At 31.3% G+C, this 20,975-nt stretch carries 19 protein-coding genes; 12 read left to right on the top strand and 7 right to left on the bottom strand.

The window, feature by feature from the left end:
* Window positions 1–163: 163 nt before the first annotated feature.
* Window positions 164–604 (top strand): hypothetical protein, encoded by a 441-nt coding sequence (locus tag NH26_RS20675; protein WP_044218097.1) that lies wholly within the window; start codon window positions 164–166, stop codon window positions 602–604.
* Window positions 605–675: 71 nt separating this feature from the next.
* Here the strand turns inward: NH26_RS20675 and NH26_RS20680 are convergent, their stop codons facing one another.
* Window positions 676–1,845, bottom strand: a complete 1,170-nt coding sequence (locus tag NH26_RS20680; protein ID WP_044218099.1) for an IS4 family transposase — start codon at window positions 1,843–1,845, stop codon at window positions 676–678.
* A gap of 113 nt (window positions 1,846–1,958) precedes the next feature.
* Here NH26_RS20680 and NH26_RS20685 point away from each other — a divergent pair, with 113 nt between their 5' ends.
* The 3 genes from NH26_RS20685 to NH26_RS20695 all read left to right on the top strand — a co-directional run bounded on the left by NH26_RS20685 (window position 1,959) and on the right by NH26_RS20695 (window position 4,717).
* On the top strand, window positions 1,959–2,816 hold the full coding sequence (locus tag NH26_RS20685) for a hypothetical protein (RefSeq protein ID WP_044218101.1): 858 nt from the start codon (window positions 1,959–1,961) through the stop codon (window positions 2,814–2,816).
* A 3-nt stretch (window positions 2,817–2,819) separates the two neighbouring features.
* Complete coding sequence (locus NH26_RS20690) at window positions 2,820–3,584, top strand: GNAT family N-acetyltransferase (protein WP_044218103.1); 765 nt, start codon at window positions 2,820–2,822, stop codon at window positions 3,582–3,584.
* Between the two features lie 185 nt (window positions 3,585–3,769).
* Window positions 3,770–4,717: a DNA-processing protein DprA gene (locus NH26_RS20695; protein ID WP_044218201.1), complete on the top strand. Its 948-nt coding sequence runs from the start codon at window positions 3,770–3,772 to the stop codon at window positions 4,715–4,717.
* Between the two features lie 28 nt (window positions 4,718–4,745).
* Here NH26_RS20695 and NH26_RS20700 read toward each other — a convergent pair whose 3' ends face one another.
* Window positions 4,746–5,441 carry a hypothetical protein gene (locus NH26_RS20700; RefSeq protein ID WP_139263219.1) on the bottom strand — a complete coding sequence of 232 codons (696 nt, stop codon included), beginning with the start codon at window positions 5,439–5,441 and terminating at the stop codon, window positions 4,746–4,748.
* 222 nt (window positions 5,442–5,663) lie between these two features.
* Between NH26_RS20700 and NH26_RS20705 the strand changes: the two genes are divergently transcribed.
* Window positions 5,664–7,199 carry a serine hydrolase gene (locus NH26_RS20705; RefSeq protein ID WP_044218207.1) on the top strand — a complete coding sequence of 512 codons (1,536 nt, stop codon included), beginning with the start codon at window positions 5,664–5,666 and terminating at the stop codon, window positions 7,197–7,199.
* A complete protein-coding gene (locus tag NH26_RS20710; RefSeq protein ID WP_044218210.1) occupies window positions 7,199–7,561 on the top strand; it encodes a phage holin family protein in 363 nt (120 codons plus the stop codon). The genes NH26_RS20705 and NH26_RS20710 overlap by 1 nt, the downstream gene beginning before the upstream one ends.
* 107 nt (window positions 7,562–7,668) lie before the next feature.
* On the opposite strand, the gene NH26_RS20715 is transcribed toward NH26_RS20710, so the two are convergent.
* Window positions 7,669–8,985, bottom strand: a complete 1,317-nt coding sequence (locus NH26_RS20715) for an O-acetylhomoserine aminocarboxypropyltransferase/cysteine synthase family protein (RefSeq protein WP_044218211.1) — start codon at window positions 8,983–8,985, stop codon at window positions 7,669–7,671.
* 193 nt (window positions 8,986–9,178) lie between these two features.
* Window positions 9,179–9,751, bottom strand: coding sequence for an SRPBCC family protein (locus tag NH26_RS20720; protein WP_139263220.1), 573 nt, complete (start codon window positions 9,749–9,751; stop codon window positions 9,179–9,181).
* Between the two features lie 196 nt (window positions 9,752–9,947).
* Here NH26_RS20720 and NH26_RS20725 point away from each other — a divergent pair, with 196 nt between their 5' ends.
* The gene (locus NH26_RS20725; RefSeq protein ID WP_044218216.1) at window positions 9,948–10,343 is read left to right on the top strand and encodes a hypothetical protein; all 396 of its coding nucleotides are present in this window, start codon (window positions 9,948–9,950) and stop codon (window positions 10,341–10,343) included.
* A 346-nt stretch (window positions 10,344–10,689) separates the two neighbouring features.
* Here NH26_RS20725 and NH26_RS20730 read toward each other — a convergent pair whose 3' ends face one another.
* On the bottom strand, window positions 10,690–11,232 hold the full coding sequence (locus NH26_RS20730) for a DUF3944 domain-containing protein (RefSeq protein WP_158021990.1): 543 nt from the start codon (window positions 11,230–11,232) through the stop codon (window positions 10,690–10,692).
* Window positions 11,233–11,404: 172 nt separating this feature from the next.
* Here NH26_RS20730 and NH26_RS20735 point away from each other — a divergent pair, with 172 nt between their 5' ends.
* The 4 genes from NH26_RS20735 to NH26_RS20750 all read left to right on the top strand — a co-directional run bounded on the left by NH26_RS20735 (window position 11,405) and on the right by NH26_RS20750 (window position 18,562).
* Window positions 11,405–12,721 carry a DEAD/DEAH box helicase gene (locus NH26_RS20735; RefSeq protein WP_044218219.1) on the top strand — a complete coding sequence of 439 codons (1,317 nt, stop codon included), beginning with the start codon at window positions 11,405–11,407 and terminating at the stop codon, window positions 12,719–12,721.
* 419 nt (window positions 12,722–13,140) lie between these two features.
* Window positions 13,141–14,208, top strand: a complete 1,068-nt coding sequence (locus NH26_RS20740) for an efflux RND transporter periplasmic adaptor subunit (protein WP_044218221.1) — start codon at window positions 13,141–13,143, stop codon at window positions 14,206–14,208.
* A 2-nt stretch (window positions 14,209–14,210) separates the two neighbouring features.
* Window positions 14,211–17,249 carry an efflux RND transporter permease subunit gene (locus NH26_RS20745; RefSeq protein WP_044218224.1) on the top strand — a complete coding sequence of 1,013 codons (3,039 nt, stop codon included), beginning with the start codon at window positions 14,211–14,213 and terminating at the stop codon, window positions 17,247–17,249.
* Window positions 17,249–18,562: a TolC family protein gene (locus NH26_RS20750; protein ID WP_044218225.1), complete on the top strand. Its 1,314-nt coding sequence runs from the start codon at window positions 17,249–17,251 to the stop codon at window positions 18,560–18,562. The genes NH26_RS20745 and NH26_RS20750 overlap by 1 nt, the downstream gene beginning before the upstream one ends.
* Window positions 18,563–18,620: 58 nt before the next feature.
* Here NH26_RS20750 and NH26_RS20755 read toward each other — a convergent pair whose 3' ends face one another.
* Window positions 18,621–19,094, bottom strand: a complete 474-nt coding sequence (locus NH26_RS20755) for a hypothetical protein (protein ID WP_044218228.1) — start codon at window positions 19,092–19,094, stop codon at window positions 18,621–18,623.
* A gap of 206 nt (window positions 19,095–19,300) precedes the next feature.
* Window positions 19,301–19,429 (bottom strand): hypothetical protein, encoded by a 129-nt coding sequence (locus NH26_RS25820; RefSeq protein WP_262494312.1) that lies wholly within the window; start codon window positions 19,427–19,429, stop codon window positions 19,301–19,303.
* A 417-nt stretch (window positions 19,430–19,846) separates the two neighbouring features.
* On the opposite strand from NH26_RS25820, the gene NH26_RS20760 reads away from it, so the two are divergent.
* Complete coding sequence (locus tag NH26_RS20760; protein WP_044218231.1) at window positions 19,847–20,947, top strand: hypothetical protein; 1,101 nt, start codon at window positions 19,847–19,849, stop codon at window positions 20,945–20,947.
* Window positions 20,948–20,975: the final 28 nt, after the last annotated feature.

Consider the following 20,975-nt stretch of genomic DNA (forward strand, 5'->3'; position numbering starts at 1 on the left):
AAATCATAAGACAAAATCGGGATTAAGATTTTGTTTTTAATTATTTACAATTAAATGATTTATAGAAGGTTATGTAAAGATTCATTTGCTTTTATTATCTTGATAGTAATTTTGTAAAAGCCTAGATTTGTCTAGAATTCACTATTAGCAGTAATTTTATACTATGAACTTTATCCATTTCTTAAATTCTTTCATTAATAATGAAAAATTGATCATCTATTATGTTGATTTAAAACATACCGTGAAAGGGTATCATGAACCTAATGATTCCTATTCTTATTCTACTAAAGAAGCTTTATATAAAACGTTTAAACGATATATAGAAAAAATAGAAAAAGAATATGAGTTAAAATCCGAAAAGGTATTTATTAGCAGTGATGATTATGAAATAAATAAAGATAAATATGATGGATTTGCCCAAAGAAGAAAGAAAGACATCTTAATCGAAGAAGATAAAGGTTATTATGTGGGTTATCGTTTATTGATTGATGAGGAAAAGTTAAGTGTCATCGCTGAGTTATTTCGACTTAAGAATTTGCGATTAAATATAGATGAAAGGTCAAGATTAACATCAAATCCATCCTTTTATTTTGATAATCAATAGTGTCCTAAACGTTTTCAAATTCCAAAAAAATGCACGTTTCAGCTATTGTCAGTCTATAAAATCAATCAGTATTAAAATAAATCCCCTTGTACATATTTTATTCTAGGTTTCGGAGGATCTTCAAAAGGTTTATCTAACCATTTTTTGAGATCAATTTTAACGAATAAATTGAGTCTTATGAATGCGATCAAGTTAGATAATCTCCACTCAAATTCACCTATCGATTTGAGGTATTTTAGAATTAATATTGTGATCAAAGCCGTCCAAATTTGAATCATTACAGCATTTTCACTTGTTCCTATAAAAGATTTAATATGTAGAAGCTGTTTAATTTCTCGAAAGAAGATTTCAACCTGCCATCTACTCTTATAAAGCTCACTTATTGTGTTTGCTGTCCAAGACATTTGATTGGTGATTAGTTCTATCGTTTGGTTATTCTCATCATTCCAAATCACAACACGTCTGAGTTTTTTAGGATATTTAGTACTTGTTTGATTTCCTGTAACTTCAATTAGTTCATCCTTTAGGATATGCTGATGTCTATTCTCTGGTAATTCTAATTCTTTAATTGTTTTAAACTGTAAGTTTTCTTTATGTCTTATGACGAAGAAGACTCCTTTGCTGTCCCAAACGTTTAATAAAGAAAAATCATTATAATATCTATCGGCAACAATCACGCTATTAGCAAGTAAAGGTATCTCATAGGCTCCTTTGTTATCAGCTGTTTTACCATTAGAAACATTTACATAAGCAGGTAAATTACCATCATAATCTAAAAGTGTATGGAGTTTTATAGCTCCTTTAGTGGTCTTGTATTTCGCCCAATCAAAAAGGTTTAAACACAGACTAATGGTTGAGGAATCCAATAGGAATATCTTAGATTTTATACGGAATTTAGTTTGCTTAAAGCCTGCTTGCTGCCCTAATTGAGTAAGTAGCTTATAATAATATTCCCTAAACAAAGTCCAATCTCGGTTCTTGTTTTGGTAACTAATCGTTGATTTAGATGGAGACATTTGTATACCTAAATGATTAAGATTACCAGTTGCTGACCTCAAACCATTACTGATATCACGAATGGATTGGCTTTTTGCAAATTGACAAAAAAGCATAGAGACCAAGTGAGTCCAACTTGTAAAGCCTTTTTGATGTTTATCAGTTTTCTTTTCTGTAACTAATTTTTTGAAAGAATTACGGTCAAGTTTTGAGACTATTTGGGAGAATAAATTTACCTTTGACATGTGTGAGAATTATATTTTCGTTGTTGCAACTCAAAGGTAATTGAGATACGTAAATTATTCTCACACTTTTTTAAACGTTTAGGACGCTATTGTTTGATAATATAGATTTTGAAATGACGCATTCTAAAAATGCAATGTCCACCTGGTTAGATTGGTTCGATGATGTCTTACTTAGTATTGATAATCAAAAAATTGTAATTGCAGAATATGTAAATGATTTTGGAGAAAAAGGACAAAATAGACTTCTTCCAATTAAAATTAGAGAGAATTTATATAGTTACATATATCTTATAGGAATAGAATTGAATGATGATAATTCGATAGACCATAATTTTCAATATAAAGACCTTGTAATTATTAATCTAAATAATATTACAAATCTTACAAAAACGAATAAATTTGTATCGAATGTTTCTTTTGATAGTGACAGAAGCAAATTTAAAAGAAAATACGATGTCTTTATGGAATTAATTTCTGAGCGTATGGATATCATCTTAAATAGTTTTGTTGGGGTATTACCCCCTGAACCTCAACATCATCATTATGAAAATCCAACTGTTTTTGATGTAGATGTACATCTATTTCAGCTTCCTTTTTTTAAGAGGTATAAAATAGAATATGATATTACTGATAGTCCAAAAGGTCAAGATTATAAAAGAGTCAGATTTAAAACCAATCCATCTTTCGAATTTATCAAACAGGTTTTAATGCTTAATGATAATTGGAATTATGATAGGTATTATAAAGGAAAAAGAATGAGTGAGATTACCTCTGTAGAGGTTGTAGATAATAATTCCCCAGTAAATAAATGGATGAGGGAATATATTAAGCAAAACTATAGAAGGGCTTTACTTTCTTATGAAGATAACCCGATTATACAAAATGAATTAATAAAGGAGATTAAACAATGGGAAATTTCACAAAATAACCCATCCACTAAAATAATATTTCCTTTGTTAGCAGATAAATAATAAATGAAATTATCAAACAAAAACTTTAAGGCGCATGCCAATTTTATTCCTTCTCAACACTCTTACATGAGAGTACTAAATAAAGGAGGTCTTACATATACTGATAGCGGTTTTAAATCAGATACTTTTAATATAATTCATATTCATGATGAAAATGTGATATTGGATGATATAAAAGAAGGAATTGATTTTATTGAGAATCGTTTAAGATCTGCTTGTATTTGGCTAGAAGAAGGTCATTTGACACCTCAGTTAAAAACCAATTTAGATAGTTTGTCTTATCAAAATACAGATAGTAGTGAAATGCTAAGTTTCGAACTTCCTGCAGACAAAGAGTTTGATGTACATCCTAATATTAATAGAGTAAAAGAAAAACAAGAAATTATTGATCATGCATTTGTGATTGCTAATAATTGGGAGCCTTTTGATGTAGAGGTATTACATTATTATAATCGTTCTGCAGAAGTCATTCTAAACCAAAATAAAAGTCTATTATATAATTATTTTGATGGAGAAGCTGTAATAGGTGTTATTGAGTTATTTATTGATCCTGAGGATGAAACAGTGGCAGGGATATATAATTTATCTGTTTTAAAAGAACACAGAAACAAAGGTATAGGTATGCTTTTAATACAGCATGTTCTTTACACTGCTAAAATATTAGGAGTTAAAAAAATAGTAACTCAAGCCTCAGATGAATCAATGAAACTATTTGGAAGAATTGGTTTTGAGGAAATGGGTAAAATTATGGAGTTTGGTAAAAAATAAAAGCATCCCACATTGTGAGATGCTTTTAGTCGAATCACTATGATTCAACTAGTTAATTTTTTGATAGGTGACTAACCTATGATTCTTTACCCAAGTGCAATATAATATCAAAAGCTTTTAAAAAACAAATATTTGTTAGAATTTAGCATTGAATTATTATTTTTTATCTCATAAAAGTCCTAGTAATGGAGTATTTAAATAGTATTATTTTATCATTTTTAAATATTAAAGGGTATAGCCACAAGTTTTTATTCCGATATGAGAAGTATCTTTTAGAGGCTATTAATAATACTAACTCTGTTTTCGAAGGCATCACTTATATTCTTGAAAAGACGAATAGAATATTAAAAGTAAGCTCTGAAGAAATTAACGATGCTATAAACAAGGCTCAAAAAATTGAAGAGGTTTGTAAAGAATTTAATATTCAAATTCTTTCTTTTTTACACGATGATTTCCCTAGTTCTGTAAAAGAAGGTCAAAATTTATGGTCGGTGATTTATACGGTGGGTAATTATAAATTATTACAAGATTATAGTATCGGTATTATTGGAACAAAAACTCCAAATAATCACGGACAAATTATCAGTCAAAGAATTGGTAATTATGCCACGGAAGAAGAAATTACTTTGGTGTTAAATCAACAAAAAGGGGTGACTGTTGAGGTATTAAAAGAATTTGATGGGAATATGATTGGGATAGCATCTGCAGGCTTAGATACAAAATATTCCCCCTTAGACGATATCCATCATCAGCAAAATAGATGCATTGTTTCTCCTTTTCAACCGGGAGTTAATTTTGATGAGTACAGGTATATTGAGGGGTGTAAATTATTAGCGTGTTTATCCAATAGAGTCATTTTAGTGCAAGATGCAAAAAGTAATGACACTAGGTTTGTCTTATCTTATTTTTGTAGATTAAATAGAACATTAGGAGTGATTGAACCAGTTGAGTCTTTAAAGAATGCTCCCATAAATACTGGGAATATGCTCATTTTAGAAAAGACAAAAGAAGGTATTATTGAATATTGTAATGCAAAGGATTTAAATGATAAAACATTCAATTGCGAAATTAAAGTAATAAAAACAAAAAACGACTTCCCACAATTCTTTAAAGAAGAGGAGTTGCCGTTTTAGGATATATACGAGTGAATAACTGTTTAATTCAATTAATACGTACGGCTAACCTTAATTTAAATACAGGAAACCAATTGTAATCTTCCATGTTAGATTGAATTTGTGCTTGTTGTGTGGACATATCAGAAAGCATTTCCGTGCCCACAAAATCAATTTTTGGTTTTCCTATATAATAGGTTCCAATATCAAAACCGAAACCTACTCTTCTTTTTGGTACAGCACGTCCTAGTCCAATGCCAAAATAAGGCGAGATTTGTTCCCATTCTGCTTGAAATCGAATCTCACCAATGTCATCAGGCGTCATAGTTACTTCTCCAAAAGTAACTTCAGAATTATATTGCCCAATAACTCTTACCCCATTACTCATCATGTAGGCTAATCCTGCAACAAGTTTAAAACTACTTCCAGTAAACGGTAAATATTCTATTCTGAGATCGATATTTTGAATATCTAGGTTGATATTTGATTTAATACTTTGACCATCATAGGAGACTGTTTGAGAAAAGTCTTCAATTTTAAAATAGTTGTATCCTATGGCGACGTTAAAATGTTTGTGTACATTTCTGGCAACATCAACACCAAAACCATTCGTGCCACCACTCACACCAATGGCTATTTTTTTCTCAAATAATTCTTCTGAAAAGCTAACATTATTTTCTTCTTGTCCATAGGTAATGGAAAAAGAAAATAATAGCATAGAAAGTAGTAAAAGTGAGGTTTTCATGTAATAAAAAGTTTGGGTAAATTTTCGGGTATTAGTTATACAAAACTAAAATTTTAACAGATGAATTCTATCCCCCTTTTTAGGTATTTTAGTAATAATGAGGTAGTTATGTTGTTGTGATTATAAAAAGAGTAAAATAATAAAAAACGGAACGATCAGACTCCATATGATTATCAAATAGTTTTTTTATTTTCACATATTATCAAGCATATATAAACCATAATGAAACAATTTTTTTATTACACTTCCATATTCATTTTCTTCCACTCTTTTACTTTTGCTCAATCTTATAAAAAAGAGATCAAGCAAATTGATACTTACTTTTCACAAATCATAAATGATTGGGAAGTACCGTCAATGTCAGTAGGTATCGTAAAAGATGGTCAACTCATCTTTTCAAAAGGTTATGGAACCAAAGAAGTAGGAAAGAAGGAGGTACCAGATAGTAATACACTTTATGCCATCGCAAGTATTTCAAAAGGATTTACAGCCACAATGATTTCTCAATTAGTAGAAGAAGGGAAATTGAATTGGGACGATAAAGTGGTCAATTATTTACCGTATTTCGAAGTATATGATCCTGTAATCACTCAAATGATTACGGTAAAAGACATTCTTTCTCATAGAGTAGGTTTAGGTACTTTCTCAGGAGATATTATGTGGTATAAGTCGGATCTTACTTCTGAGGAAATTATCAAAAGAATTAAGTACGTTCCTCAAAACTTTGAATTTAGAGATGGTTTTGGTTATTCAAATTTGATGTTTATCACTGCCGGACAGCTAATAAAAGAAGTAACGGGAAAGACTTGGGGTGAGAATGTTCAGCAAAGAATACTTCAGCCATTAGGGATGGATAGAACTATTTATTCTTTAAAAAACCTCGATCAGAAAGGAAACTACGCTACACCACATCGTTTGGAAAATAATACTAAAAACATACCTATTGAATGGACCAATTGGGAAGAAATAGCAGCTACAGGCGGTTTAATTTCATCAGTTGAAGATTTAGCGAAATGGTTAAATTTTAATATGGAGAATGGTATCGTTAACGGAGATACACTCATGTCTAAAGTATCTAGAAATATGCTTTGGAAGATGCATAATGTTTATACTTCTGATTTAACCAAAACTCATATGGATACTCACTTTTCTGGTTATGGTTTAGGTTGGGGTGTAAAAGATTATCATGGTAATTTAAGAGTATCACATTCCGGTGGATATGATGGTATGATTACGATGGTTAACATGATACCAGACCAAAAATTGGGTGTTATTGTACTTACAAATGGCTTAAAATCGCCGATTTCAGCGGCTTCGAATTATGCCATTGATGTAATGTTAGGGTTGAAGGATGTCAAAGACTATAGTCAAGTTTATCTTAATTCTTCTAACAAAAGATTTACAAAAGACGACCGAATTGCTAAGATGAAGGAAAGTAGAATTGAAAATACTCAGCCAACTTTAGCATTAAAAGAATATACTGGGGTTTATCATTCCAATTTAAATGGCGATATTGAAGTAACAATTAAGAATGATCAATTGAGCTTATCTTTTGAACATCAACAATTTTTAAATGCTGATTTAGAACATTGGAACTATGATACCTTTCAATTGAAGTGGAAAAATACAAGTCCTTGGTTTACCTTGGGTACCGTAAAATTTAATACAAATAATCAAAATAGAATAATAGGAATCACTTTTGAAGTACCTAATCATGATTTCTATTTTGAGGAGATAAACGCTAAAAAAGTAAATTAATGAAGAATTTTATTATTAGTACACTTGTAGCTAGTATAGCTGTTTGGGTATGTGCAGGTATTTTGGAATTTTTTAGTTCCGATATTTCAATAATTAGTAACTATACAGATGCCATTATTGCGGCACTTGTTATTGGTATATTAAACTCATTTGTAAAACCTATTCTTACTATTATAACTATTCCTATTACTGTATTTACCTTAGGAATCTTTTTGTTAGTTATAAATGGTTTGATGATTTATTTTGCAGGCTATTTATTAGATGGATTTAATATAAGTTCTTTCGGAATAGCTTTCGTATTTAGTTTATTTTATTCGACAGTACTATCTCTTTTGAATAGTATTTTTGATGTAAAAGACTAGTAATGCTATCATAAATTGCACTGATAAGACATTGTATAAATGCTTTAAACACAAAGAGGTTGTCTCCTATAAAAGGAGACAACCTCTTTGTTGTTTTTGCTAAAATTTTAGCTTACAGCAACTGTTGTTTTTGCTAAAGCCTGCTCAATATCAGCAATAATATCATCAATATGTTCAAATCCTGTAGAGATTCTGACCATACCTTCTGTTACTCCACTTGCTAATTGTTCTTCTTTGCTCAATTGATCATGAGTAGTAGAAGAGGGGTGAATAGCTAACGTTTTAGCATCTCCCACATTGGCTAAATGACTCACTAATTGAAGTTCAGAAACAAATGCTTTAGCAGCTTCGTATCCACCTTTTACTTCAAAAGTCAATACTCCTCCAAAACCTCTTTTAAAATATTTCTTAGCTATTGAGTGATATTTACTTGATGTTAAACCAGGGTAATTCACTTTTTCTACTAAATCATGTGCTTCAAGAAGGTGAGCTAATTTGAGTGCATTATCACATATTCTTTCCATTCTAAGTGATAATGTTTCTAACCCTTGAATTAGTTGAAACGAATTAAATGGTGAAATAGCAGGACCATAATCTCTTAATCCTTCCACTCTTGCACGAATAGCGAAAGCAATGTTAGGTAAACCTAGAGGGTTACCTTCTCCGAAGACTTCCCAAAATTTTAAACCATGATATCCTTCAGACGGTTCTGTAAAGATGGGGAATTTTCCATTGCCCCAATCAAAATTACCGCCATCTACTATCACTCCACCAATTGAAGTACCATGACCACCAATCCATTTTGTTGCTGATTCTGTTACAATATTTGCACCATGCTTCAGTGGTTGGAAAATGTATCCACCAGCTCCGAATGTATTGTCAACAATCAAAGGTATTTTATTAGCTTTAGCTACTTCTGCAATACTTTCAAAGTCCAAAATACTTAACTCCGGATTACCGATCGTTTCAAGATAAATGGCTTTTGTTTTATCATCTATTTGTGCAGCAAAAGCATCAGCAGAATCGCCTTCAGCAAATCTTGCTTCGATACCTAAGCGTTTAAATTGAACTTTAAATTGATTATATGTTCCTCCATATAAAAAAGAAGAAGAAACAAAGTTTTCACCCGATTCTAAGATATTGGTTAATGCTAAGAATTGAGCAGATTGACCAGATGCTGTTGCTACAGCAGCAACTCCACCTTCCAAAGCAGCTACGCGTTTTTCAAAAACATCTGTTGTAGGGTTCATTAAACGAGTATAAATGTTACCAAACTCTTTAAGCCCGAATAAATTAGCTGCGTGCTCTGCATTATTAAAGACATAAGAGGTGGTTTGGTATAAAGGAACTGCTCTTGAGTTTGTTGTTGGATCTACTTCTTGTCCGGCATGTAATTGTAAAGTCTCAAATTTATATTCGCTCATGTTTTCAATAGGTTAGAATAAATAATTTATTAAGAGATTTAATTATACTCTATTAAATCTATAGGTAAATAAGTTAAAGTTTTTATTAATCACAATTTTAAATATATATTTTAATTACTTTTAATAGAAAACCCCTATAAATTTATAAAATTAATAGGGGAGATTTGATATTTTTTCGGAATTTATAAATCTGTTAATCCAGATTAACTTTTTTCGCTTCAATAATTATATTTTTAACTATATCTGAAGGGCCGTCTGGAAGCCAAGTTTTTACTAAGAAATCTGGAGCTTTGGTAACAGGAGTCATGCTTACTTTTGTAATTAATTCTGACTTCCCATCTTCAATCTTTTTTATTTCATAGGATATATTATAGTAGGTCATTCTTTTGACATCTTCCATTTTATACATATCGGGAACAGCAGTGCCGTATAAAGATACTTCATCAACCCCCTCTATCATTGACATCTTAACAATCAAATCGTTATTTGGAATTGGGAAAGGAGCATCTACTAGATAATAGACGAGCCATTCTCCATTTGGAAGATCTCTTAGTTTCTTGCTTTCCTCAGTATCTTCTGAAAAGTATTTATGTTTGGATGCATCCTTTATTACTTTCAATAACTGAGAAATATCTACATCAGCTATGGTGCTTGCCTCATATTGTACTATTTGAGATTTCTTGCCGTCATTTTCTTGATTAAAAACGCGACTTTTCACAGTGATACTACCGTTTTCAGTTTTATCGATATCCCACTCTTGCGCCAACAGTTTATTTGAAAGGAGCAGGATTAAAAGCAGGCTTGTAAATATATTTTTCATGTAATTTAGTATAGATTGTCAAAGTATATAAAAGTTATGAAAGTAATTCGTAATAAACTAAACAGCACATAAGAAGGTTTTATATTTATGGTTAATTTAGATTTTTGAAAAATTACAGCACAAAGAAAAATTCAGAGTTAATATGCTAACAGATAAACATATAGGTATTATTGTTTCATTTTCATTAAATGATTGTTGGGATGTTTTTTTAGCCTTAAATCATGAAAAAGAAGAAGCAGACGCCTTGCAAAGGCAAATTGATGTATTAATGAATAATGCAGATATTGATGATTCCGAGTTTAGTTACCTTGGTATAGCTTACATGATAGAACATATTTTTGAACAAAATATATTTTCTGTAACTCATTCTGCCTTTCCCAAAGAGTTTTTTGACAATGTTTATATAGAAGTTGATGGTGAAACTGCAGATATTCATATTGAACTAACAGATGATTTAAGTAGAGCAGGGACGGCAGTGATTTTAGAGTATTTTCAAAAATTTGAAAAGATTGATTATTTATTAAAATTGGAGCAATAGAGGTGTTTTAAGCACTATAAAAATAAGAAAAAATAAAACCCCCACTACGAAATTCGCAATGGGGGAGTGTTCTTTCTTAATGATATGATTTCATATCATTGATTCTTTACCCAACACTAATATATTTTATTACTTAAGAAATTCCAACTATTTATTTAAATATTATAATGAAATTTTATTTGTAATACTCTCAATTAAGTGTTGTAAATATTTTTATTTCATATTTTCAAATTCAATTTCTCTTCTAATTGATACCAATATATTAGTGAATGATAATGTATTAAATCATTCATACTTTTATGATATTTATTGAGAAGCTAATTCTAATAAAATGAATTATAAAGTTTTATTTTTTTGCTATAACCTTATTCAAGTCATCTAAATTATTAGATCTAGATAATCTTAATAAACTAATAAAAATGATTGCAGGAATAATTGCTCTGTTTACAATAGACCTTTCGATCTCCTCATTAAAAGCTTCATTAATTAAAAGATCAAACGGCATAGAATATATTCCAGCGTTTTCAATTCCTATGACTCTATCGTTTAATGTTAAAATAAGTTCTTCTTCTAATTGTTCAACCGTTTCAATACCCATAATTGGGATGTTAAGTTGAATAATTGCATCAATTAAAATATCTCTGTAATCTTTTTGATTCATACGAAGAAAATCTCCAACCCCTTCATTGGCTTGATATTGTAATTCTAATGCGATTCTATCACTATATTTAAAATAATCATCTCCATAAATTTGAGCTTCTAAGCAATTGCTTAACCTCTCACGTAACCTGTACTCTCCTGATTTTTCTCTAGTTAAAATATTAAATAAAGTTTCAAGTTGATCATTATCACAACTATCTAAGAACCATAAACTTGAGTCGGTACGCATTTTCATTTTGAGAATATTTTTAGAATCACACTTTTAATTACTAAATAATTATACCTCTATGATGTAGAAAAGATTAGTTTGTTTAATTTTATTGACCCTGCTTAACAGTTAATAGCAATTAAACATAGGGAGATAACAAAATTGGATTATATAGTCCCTAAATAATTTAAAGATGAACAATAAGACATTAGAAAATATAAAGAAGAACTTGGGTATTGAAGATTTCAATGCTATTCAAAATGAAAGCATGAAGTTCTCTCAAGAGTTTAAAAACTTAATTCTTCTAGCACCCACAGGATCGGGTAAAACACTCGGTTACTTGCTGCCAATCTTAGACAAGATTAATCCTGATATACCTGGTGTACAGGCATTAATTATGGTTCCTTCAAGGGAACTAGCTTTACAAATTGAGAAGGTATTTAAAAGCATAGGATCTAAGTTTCAAATTAATTGCTGCTATGGCGGACACTCTTTTCAAATTGAACAAAAGAATTTAAGTCAACCTCCTCAAGTATTAGTAGGTACTCCTGGTAGAATTGCTTCACATATCGAAGAAGACACCTTTGACTATAGTACCATTGAATACCTTGTTTTTGATGAGTTTGATAAAGCTTTAGAATTCGGATTTTTGAAAGACATGGATTTTATCGTTTCATATTTAAGAAGCGTATCTTTCAAAATGCTTACTTCAGCAACAGATTTAAAAGAGTATCCTGACTTTTTGAATTTATCTGACGCCAAAATTTTAAACCATTTAGGTGCACAAATTCCTAAACCTTTAACGGTATATCAAACAGAGGTAAAGAGCAAAGAAAAGCTAACCCAACTGCTAAAGTTGATTTACCATCTAAAAGCAGAAAGAATGATTATTTTTTGTAATCATAGGGCTGCAGTAGATCGTATTGGATCCTACCTGAAGGAGAATGGACTCAATCATCAAATGTTTCATGGTGGAATGGATCAAATTGATAGAGAAAGATCATTAGTGAAGTTCCGAAATGATACTTCTATGATTTTAATTACTACTGATCTTGCAGCTAGGGGTTTAGATATACCATTAATTCAACATGTAATTCATTATCAGCTACCTCCAAAGGAAGATGCTTTTATTCATAGAAATGGTAGAACTGCCAGAATGCATGAAAAAGGAAATTCATATATGTTGCTTGCTGACGATGATGAACTTCCTGAATATGTGAATACCTACCCAAGACATTTTGAGATACCACAAGATGCTCCAAAACCAAAGCCTACAGAATGGGAAACGGTCTATGTATCTGCTGGTAAAAAGAATAAGATCAATAAAATTGATTTGGTAGGTTTATTCATCAAGAAAGGAGGTTTAGATAAAAATGAAATTGGTCTAATAGAAGTAAAAGATTTTATTTCGTTTATAGCAGTAAAAAAATCTAAGGCTGCTGAAATAGTGAAAAAATTGAATAAAGAGAGAGTGAAAAAACTAAAAGTTAAAGTGGATATCGCTCAATAACATGATCTATCTATCAAAATTCAATTTTTAAGAATGATAGTGCATTCATTTTATTCTTTGAATTCTGATGGCAACATAAAACATTTATTATTATTTAAATGATTTCTATCAATAAATCATTATAAAATATTTAAAAATAATTCTTGGAATTGTTGCAAAATTAAAAAAATGATCTCATATTTGGTTTATGAATCGTTAAGCAGTGTGCCCCCTTCGGGGGGCATCACAGTATTTAGAATTCCATGCACTGCATCGGAATTCTTTTGTTTAAAGGGTTTGATGTTTTTGCATCAAACCCTTTATTTTTTCAGCTGTTTTTTTTAACGGTTCACAGAGTGATTTTTCCATTTGAGTATCTGATAAAAACAAGAGTTGTTGTTTATAAGTAAAACAATTGAACAATTATCAATTTACTACGAATGAAATTATCGACATTAACAACAGCATTATTAATCTTACAGCTTTTATTTTCGTGTGCGAAAGTGGAAGAAAACCAACAAAAGAAACCACAAAAAGTTAAAATCACCGCTATTACACCAAGTACAGACCGCTTTACAAAAGTGGTAACAGGAACATCATTTCCTAATAAGGAAGTAAATCTTTCTTTTAGAGTGAATGGTCCGTTAACTGTATTTGATGTAGAAGAAGGTCAGTATTTTAAAAAAGGAGAATTGATTGGTATGATAGACCAGAGGGACTATCAATTAGCATTAAATAATGCTAAGGCAACCCTAAAGTGGTCTAAGCAAGAATTTGAAAGGGCGAAACAGCTTATTTCATTTCAAAATATATCACAGCAGGAATACGATCAGCTGGAGATCAATTATATCAATGCTCAGCATCAGCTAGAGACGGCTAAAAATGCTTTTAATGACACGAAATTGATAGCTCCTTTTGATGGTTTTGTAAAGAAAACATTTACAGAAAGAGGAGAGCATCTAAGTGTCTCTCAAAAGGTGGTTACTTTTCAAGATTATTCTAAATTAAAGGTGAATTGTGTAGTAAACGAGGATATAGCACTACACCCTGAGAAAATCAATTCTATTTTTGTTGTATTTGATGGGCTCTCTAATGATGTTTTTTCTGCGAAATTAGTAGAAGTATCAAGAGATACTGAAGGAATGACCAATGCTTACCCATGTGTATTGGAGGTGAATGAGAATCAATTGAAACTTATTGGAGGGATGACTTCAGAAATCTATTTCGAACTTTCTGATGATCTTCATGATTATGTAACCATACCATCTTCAGCCGTTATTAATAGAGCGAATGGGGAACAATTTGTTTGGGGTATTCATCCCAATAACCATACTTTATTTAGTATGAAAGTAAAGGTGAATTCTTTATTAAATGATGGTTTAGTTCAAGTAGATATTATTGACAAAACGGAAGCTCAATTTATCGTAGCAGCAGGAGGAACATACCTATCTGATGGACAACAAGTGAGATATACTGTAGATGAACCAATGATAACTGCTAAAAACTAAAAATGAATATCACAAAATTTACATTAGAAAATAAGCCCTTCTCATGGTTTATTTTACTGCTTGTTGTTATTGGAGGAATAGTATCTTATGATAAGGTAGGTAAACTGGAAGATGCTCCTTTTACTATTAAACAAGCCGTTGTATTGACTACTTATCCTGGAGCTTCTTCTGAGGAAGTTGAGCAGCAAGTAACCGATAAATTGGAAGAAGCTATCCAAGCTATGGATGGCGTAGATTATCTAGACTCTGATAGTAGAAGTGGAGTATCTAGAATTCTTGTCGTTCTAAAGAAAACTGTACCTGCTTCAGAAATACCTCAGATGTGGGATGTTTTAAGGAGAAAAGTTGGAGACGTACAAGCACAATTACCCAAAGGGGCTTCAACCTCTTTAGTGAATGATGATTTCGCAGATGTATTAGGTCTTTTTTATGGTATTTACGGAGAAGGCTTCACTTATAGAGAGCTGAACGATATAGCAGATGATTATAAAAAAGAGTTGCTTAAAGTTCCTAATGTTGCAAAGGTGGTGCTTTTTGGTAAAGCCCAAGAAAGTATTGATATCAAATTAACCTTTGGCAAGATGCATCAATTAGGTGTCACTTTAGAAGAAGTGGTAGGAGCACTTAATCAGCAAAATAAATTAGTGAATGCAGGTTTTGTCAATACAGATAAACAAAGACTAAGAGTAAAAGTAGCTGGCGATTTTTCGAATGCAGAAGAAATAGGTCATTTATTCATTACTAATAGAGAGGGGAAACAAATACGATTAAAAGATGTTGCACAGATTGAAGAAAGTTATTCTTCTCCTTACACTACAAAAATGAAAATCCAAGGTCAGTCTGCTGTAGGTTTTGCTATCTCAGCTTCTGCGGGAGCAAACGTAGTTGAGGTTGGTGCAGCTGTTGATCAAAAATTATTAGAATTAAAGCAAGATTTACCAGCGGGTGTTCATCTTAAAAATATCTATAATCAAGGAATTGAATCAAAAACAGCAAACGATGGTTTTGTATTTAATTTAATTGCTTCTGTAGGTACAGTAGTAATTATCTTACTATTCTTTATTGGGTTAAAAAATGGACTTTTAGTAGGCTCTGGATTGGTCTTCTCTATTTTGGCAACACTCATTTTTATGTTGGCCTTTGATATCAACATGGAGAGAGTAAGTTTAGCGGCCTTAATTATTGCGATGGGTATGTTAGTAGATAATGCCATTGTAGTAATAGAGTCTATTTTAATAAAGATCAAACAAGGTATTCCTAAAAGGGAAGCGATTTACCAATCTGCTCAGGCTTCTTCATGGCCATTATTAGGAGCAACAGTAATTGCTATTTTAACCTTTTTACCTATCAGGATTTCACCTGATGCAACGGGTGAATATCTTTCATCACTTTTCTCAGTATTGGCTATTTCTTTATTCCTAAGTTGGATTTTTGCTTTAACGCAATCCACTTTAGTTTGTGATACGTTTTTAAAAGATAACACAAATGTATCAGGAGAAGAAGTGGATCTTTATGGAGGGAAGTTCTACACGAAGTTTAGAAGTTTTTTACAATTTTCTATTCAACATAAATACGTTTCTCTAGGTGTTATCTTAAGTATCTTTACAGTATCATTATTGGTAAGTAAACAGATGAAAGTTGTGTTTATGCCAGAATTGGAAAAGAGCTTATTTAAGATCAATGCATTTACTCCAGAGGGATCTTATATTTATTATACAGAAGAAGAAGGCGATAAAATTTATAATTGGTTAAGTGAACAGGAAGAAGTAAAAGAGGTTACAATGACTGTGGGTATGACTCCACCACGTTACTTCTTAGCATCCTCGAGTTATGGTCCACAAACCAATGTACTTAGTTTTATTATTGAATGTGATGATTTTGAGAATGTTGAGTTGGTATTCAATAGATTAGAAGATCAGAAGTATGATTTATTTCCAGAGGTGTTTGTAAGGCCAGAATATTATTCTGTAATGTCTCCTTTGGATGGTAAGGTAGAAGCAAGGTTTATGGGTAAAGATATTCAAGTTTTGGATTCTTTAAATAATGTTGCTTTAGATATTATGAAGTCTTCTAAATTATCAAGACATGTTCATAGTTCTTGGTTTAATATGTCTCCTGTTTGGCATTTAGAATATGCAGATGCAAAAGCAGCAAAAGCGGGTATCAGTCGTAAAAATATAGCGGAATCTATTAAGCTGATAAGCGAAGGAATGCAAGTAGGAACTTACCGTGAAGAGAATGAATTACAACCCATTTTCTTAAAAACCAATGAAGGAACTGTTGCAGACTTTAACAAGTTGCAAAACATCAATATTGTTTCTGCAGGAAATGCTGTTCCATTGCAACAAACCATCAATGGTATTACCATTGATTACGAATATCCATACATCCAAACCTACAATAGGCATCGTGCAATTTCTGCCCTTTGTGATCCTATTGATGGAGTAACCACAGGAGAACTTCAAAAAGATGTTCAAGATAAAATTGAAGCCATTGAACTACCAGATGGGTACACTTTTATGTGGGATGCTGAAAAGAAAAATCAAGGTGAAGCGGTGGGTGCTATTGTGACATTTTTCCCATTAGCATTCTTACTCATCATTGCCATTTTGATCGCTCTTTTTGGTAATTATAAACAAACTATGATTGTGATTGTTCTTTTACCATTATCATTAATAGGAGTCATTTTCGGTCTAGTAGGTTTAGGTAAAGCCTTTGATTTTATGTCTTTTATTGGATGGATTGGTTTGTTAGGAATGATCATCAAAAATATTATTGTATTACTTGATGAAGTAAACATTCAGAGAAGTTTAGGAGAGAATCAATTAGAAAGTATCTTAAAGTCAACCATTTCTAGAACAAGACCTGTTTTAATGGCAGCGATCACGACTATGTTTGGTATGTTTCCATTATTACCGGATAGTGTTTTTGGTGCAATGGCTGTGACCATAATTTTCGGATTAGGCTTCGCTACATTATTGACTTTGTGGGCTGTTCCTGTAATTTATTCCATTTTTTATCAAATTAAAATCAAGAAATAATGATGAAAAAATTAGAATTAACGATTGGGTTGATCTGTCTGATGTTTTCATCAGTTTATGGACAATGGATAACAGATCCTTTTTTAAGTGAATATAGAAAAGATGCTGTTGATCATGAACAATTAGTGAAGATGGCAGAAGGTAATGTGTCTATCGCTCATCATGAATATAAAACTACCGTTGCTGATATGATGCCCAAATTAGAGGCAAGTAGTGACTATTGGTATGTACAAAATCCTATGAGTTTTAGTATGCCAGATGATCCACGTTTTGGAGAATTAGCAGGAGCTGATTTTGCAGGATTAGCCAACCATCAATATGGACTTTATACCAACGTAATGCAACCCATTTATAAAGGGGGAGTCTTAAAGGAAAGGAAAAAAAAGGCCGCTGTACAAAGTCAAATAAAATTAGATGAATTGGCCATTACAACTCAAGATGTAATAATGGCAACGGACCTTCAATATTGGCAGACAGTAGCTCAAAAAGAGGTGGTAAATGCCATGAAGGACTACGAAAGAGATTTGACTAGGGTGAAAGATCTTGTCAATAATAAATTGGCTTTTGGTAAGGCCAATAAAAGTGAATTATTGATGACAGAAGTAAGGGTGAACAGAGCACAGTTAGCAGTCGTTCAGTCTGAAAACACCTACAAATTATTTGTAATGTCATTGAATAGGCTTATCGGTAAAACATTCGAAGAAAATACAACCGTAAGTGATTCAATTGAGGTTGAAAGAGTTGAATATGAAAATATACAACCGATTCAACGACCTGAGTTATTGGTAAAAGAGAAAATGCTTCAACTACAGGAACATGATGAAAAAATAGTAAAAGGGATGTATAAACCTCAGATTTCAGGTGTTGGTACAGCATCTTATTCATCTCCGGGTTATAATATGCAACCTGGTGCTGTTCCTAATGTTCAAGCAGGCTTAATGCTAAATATACCTATATATAATGCAGGTAAAAAAGGTCAATTGAAAGCAGCACAACAATTGAAAATTCAAAATGCCTCTTTAGCTATTGAAAGAGAAAATGAATTACAACAATTGGAAATTGCTAAAAAAAGGGTGGCGTATGAAAATGCGATGAAGGAAACATCCATTGCGTATGCATCGCTTGCGAAAGCAAGAGAAAATGCAATGGTTTTAGAAGATAGATTTGCCAAAGGTGTTGTAGAAATTTTGGAAGTAATAGATGCTCAATTATATGTTGAACAAGCAATAATTGAGTACATACAAAGTAAATTAAAGACTCAAATTCAGATGACTTATTACACTCGTGCAATAGGGCGTCTAACGATCAACTAGAAAACTACAATTTTTGATCAATTGCTATAAACCGTCCTTCTATGAGGGGCGGTTTTTTTTACATTAAAGGAAGCGCATGAATATTTTTCACCTTTCTTTCTATACGTTTATATTTTTCAATAATTAAACGGTCAACTCCTAGGTCGGCAATTTCTTCCTTTCCTATTTGAATTAAAGTATCTCCCTCAAAATAGAGTCTAAAAGTAAAATCATTTCCTTCCCAAGGCCTATAGCTGCAATATTCTAACTTTTCTGTATATTCATCTCCTTTTAACAAATAAGTGCCGCCACCAGAAGCGTAATAAGTAGTACTGTCTTTTCCATTATGAACATCATGATTGAAAAAGGCAAAATGCTGCTGACTAAATATTTTAATCATTCTTCTATTACTTAAATCCATCATCTTGGATGAATCATTTTCAACACTTTCAGCAGAGATTAATTCCCATGTGCCTTGTATATTAGGTACTTTAGATTTTTGTATACAAGACGATATTGTTAATAATGTGATAAGGTAAATAAGATTTTTCATCGAAATAGATATGATGTACAGTTCTAATATGAGTGATCTTTTTATTTTGTACATATGTTTTCGACTAACAACCTACATCTACATTTATACAGCATTTATTTTTAAGAAAAAGAACAGAAAAATGAATAAAAAAGAGGCCCGAAAGCCTCTCTAGAATAATAATTATTTTTGTTTTATGTGGGTTTATCTTTAAGGTTAAAGGTAATTTATTGTTTCCCTTTTGTTTTAGCTTCTGATTTAGACTTTTCAGCCTCTCTCTTTTTCTTTTCATTATTGAAAAGGTTTTCCGAACCCCATTTCAGGGTGTTTTCGCTAATAGTAAAAGAAGTACTCATGATAGTGATATTTAGTAAAAGGTTATTAACTTAATTCAGTTTGATTATTTATTGATACAAATTTAAAATATTGTTACTCAATAACCTAACGCAACCGATTGAAATTTACTTATATAACATATATTTCAATATTTAAGATTCAAAATTTAACTTAATAAATTCTAACATTAAACCAGCGCACATCTATTGATGATAATGAACAGGAAACCGTTTTGATGAAAGTTAAAATTCTTAATAGTAATAAAATCTAATTTAAGTTCTAATTATTTAGGTAAATGAGAAAATAGCAATAAATTTGTTCTGCATTTTTATTATCCTTTTATAACTATAAGATGCTAAAGAATTAAGGGAAATTACTCCATTTTTTTAATCACCATCAATCATATAAAAATATGATGTGGTAAAGTAAATACATAAATGAAAGATATTATTACCCAATCGGGTTCGATTTCTTTAGAATTAACAGATGAGCTTACTGATGATGTGGTAGATATGTTGGAAGCTACTCTTTGGGGAACTGAAGGGGGGTTAAGGTATGTACACACAGAAACGAGAGAGAATTTAGAAAAGACGAAAAAAGCTTATTTCCTTAATTTAAGGAGAAATGATTCTCTATTGAGTACAATCACATTAATTCATAAAAGTACAAAACATAAAGATCAGTCTATAGAAACGTATCATATTAGATATTTTGCTTTTTTACCTTCGATGCAAAGCACTAAAAAGAATGCTGCAAAGAAAAGAAATAAAGTGAGTTTCTTAGATCAACAATTGATCAACTTCTTTAATGATTATAGAATGCCAGAGAGTGTAGAGAATAATACACCTCAATGTTTTCACGCACAAGTAGAAAACGACAATCTACGATCTAAAATGTTTACTGAAAAAGTGGGTTTTGAAACTATTGGTAGAATGACCACCCTTTCTTTCAGTAGAGTATCCCCAAAAAAGAGTGAGCATTTATATAAATTATCGAATACAGATAAGCAATTACTTGTAGACAATGCGGATCAATTTTATAAAGATTATGCTTTCTACTCTAATGAGAATATTGGTACAACAGAAGATAGTTACGTTCTTAAAGATAATGAAGAGGTCGTTGTAGGAGGACAAGTCTTCATTGGTAATTGGATATTTAAACATTTACCAGGTATCGAAGGAGTAATTGCTAAGCATGTTTTACCTTATATACCTTATGCAAATAGACTTTTCAATTTTAAAAATCATACTTTCGTAACAGTAGAAGGATTGTTTTGGAAGAAAGGTCATGAAGATAAAATTCAAGAATTTTTAACTTCGGTGCTTAAAGTAAAAGATAAAAATGTTGCTTTTATATGGATGGATCCAGATTCAGATGATTATAAAATAGCAAAAGAAACCGTTGATTGGGGTGTCTTAGAACATTTAAACAGTGGTTCAAAAACTTCAATTATTCTTAGGACTGAAGAAGGTTTGCCTTCTGATTATGAGACTTACCGACCTATGGATAAATACATTTCAAGTTTTTATATCTTATAGATTTCCTTATGTTTAGGAGAAAGAGTAT

Origin of the sequence: Flammeovirga pacifica (assembly GCF_000807855.2) — a bacterium.
Lineage (GTDB): Bacteria > Bacteroidota > Bacteroidia > Cytophagales > Flammeovirgaceae > Flammeovirga > Flammeovirga pacifica.

What these genes read in the sequence shown, in the direction of transcription:
- NH26_RS20675 (WP_044218097.1), top strand. Translation starts at nt 164, where the DNA reads ATGAACTTTATCCATTTCTTAAATTCTTTCATTAATAATGAAAAATTG.
- NH26_RS20680 (WP_044218099.1), bottom strand. Translation starts at nt 1,845, where the DNA reads ATGTCAAAGGTAAATTTATTCTCCCAAATAGTCTCAAAACTTGACCGT.
- NH26_RS20685 (WP_044218101.1), top strand. Translation starts at nt 1,959, where the DNA reads ATGACGCATTCTAAAAATGCAATGTCCACCTGGTTAGATTGGTTCGAT.
- NH26_RS20690 (WP_044218103.1), top strand. Translation starts at nt 2,820, where the DNA reads ATGAAATTATCAAACAAAAACTTTAAGGCGCATGCCAATTTTATTCCT.
- NH26_RS20695 (WP_044218201.1), top strand. Translation starts at nt 3,770, where the DNA reads ATGGAGTATTTAAATAGTATTATTTTATCATTTTTAAATATTAAAGGG.
- NH26_RS20700 (WP_139263219.1), bottom strand. Translation starts at nt 5,441, where the DNA reads ATGAAAACCTCACTTTTACTACTTTCTATGCTATTATTTTCTTTTTCC.
- NH26_RS20705 (WP_044218207.1), top strand. Translation starts at nt 5,664, where the DNA reads ATGAAACAATTTTTTTATTACACTTCCATATTCATTTTCTTCCACTCT.
- NH26_RS20710 (WP_044218210.1), top strand. Translation starts at nt 7,199, where the DNA reads ATGAAGAATTTTATTATTAGTACACTTGTAGCTAGTATAGCTGTTTGG.
- NH26_RS20715 (WP_044218211.1), bottom strand. Translation starts at nt 8,985, where the DNA reads ATGAGCGAATATAAATTTGAGACTTTACAATTACATGCCGGACAAGAA.
- NH26_RS20725 (WP_044218216.1), top strand. Translation starts at nt 9,948, where the DNA reads ATGCTAACAGATAAACATATAGGTATTATTGTTTCATTTTCATTAAAT.
- NH26_RS20730 (WP_158021990.1), bottom strand. Translation starts at nt 11,232, where the DNA reads ATGCGTACCGACTCAAGTTTATGGTTCTTAGATAGTTGTGATAATGAT.
- NH26_RS20735 (WP_044218219.1), top strand. Translation starts at nt 11,405, where the DNA reads ATGAACAATAAGACATTAGAAAATATAAAGAAGAACTTGGGTATTGAA.
- NH26_RS20740 (WP_044218221.1), top strand. Translation starts at nt 13,141, where the DNA reads ATGAAATTATCGACATTAACAACAGCATTATTAATCTTACAGCTTTTA.
- NH26_RS20745 (WP_044218224.1), top strand. Translation starts at nt 14,211, where the DNA reads ATGAATATCACAAAATTTACATTAGAAAATAAGCCCTTCTCATGGTTT.
- NH26_RS20750 (WP_044218225.1), top strand. Translation starts at nt 17,249, where the DNA reads ATGATGAAAAAATTAGAATTAACGATTGGGTTGATCTGTCTGATGTTT.
- NH26_RS20755 (WP_044218228.1), bottom strand. Translation starts at nt 19,094, where the DNA reads ATGAAAAATCTTATTTACCTTATCACATTATTAACAATATCGTCTTGT.
- NH26_RS25820 (WP_262494312.1), bottom strand. Translation starts at nt 19,429, where the DNA reads ATGAGTACTTCTTTTACTATTAGCGAAAACACCCTGAAATGGGGTTCG.
- NH26_RS20760 (WP_044218231.1), top strand. Translation starts at nt 19,847, where the DNA reads ATGAAAGATATTATTACCCAATCGGGTTCGATTTCTTTAGAATTAACA.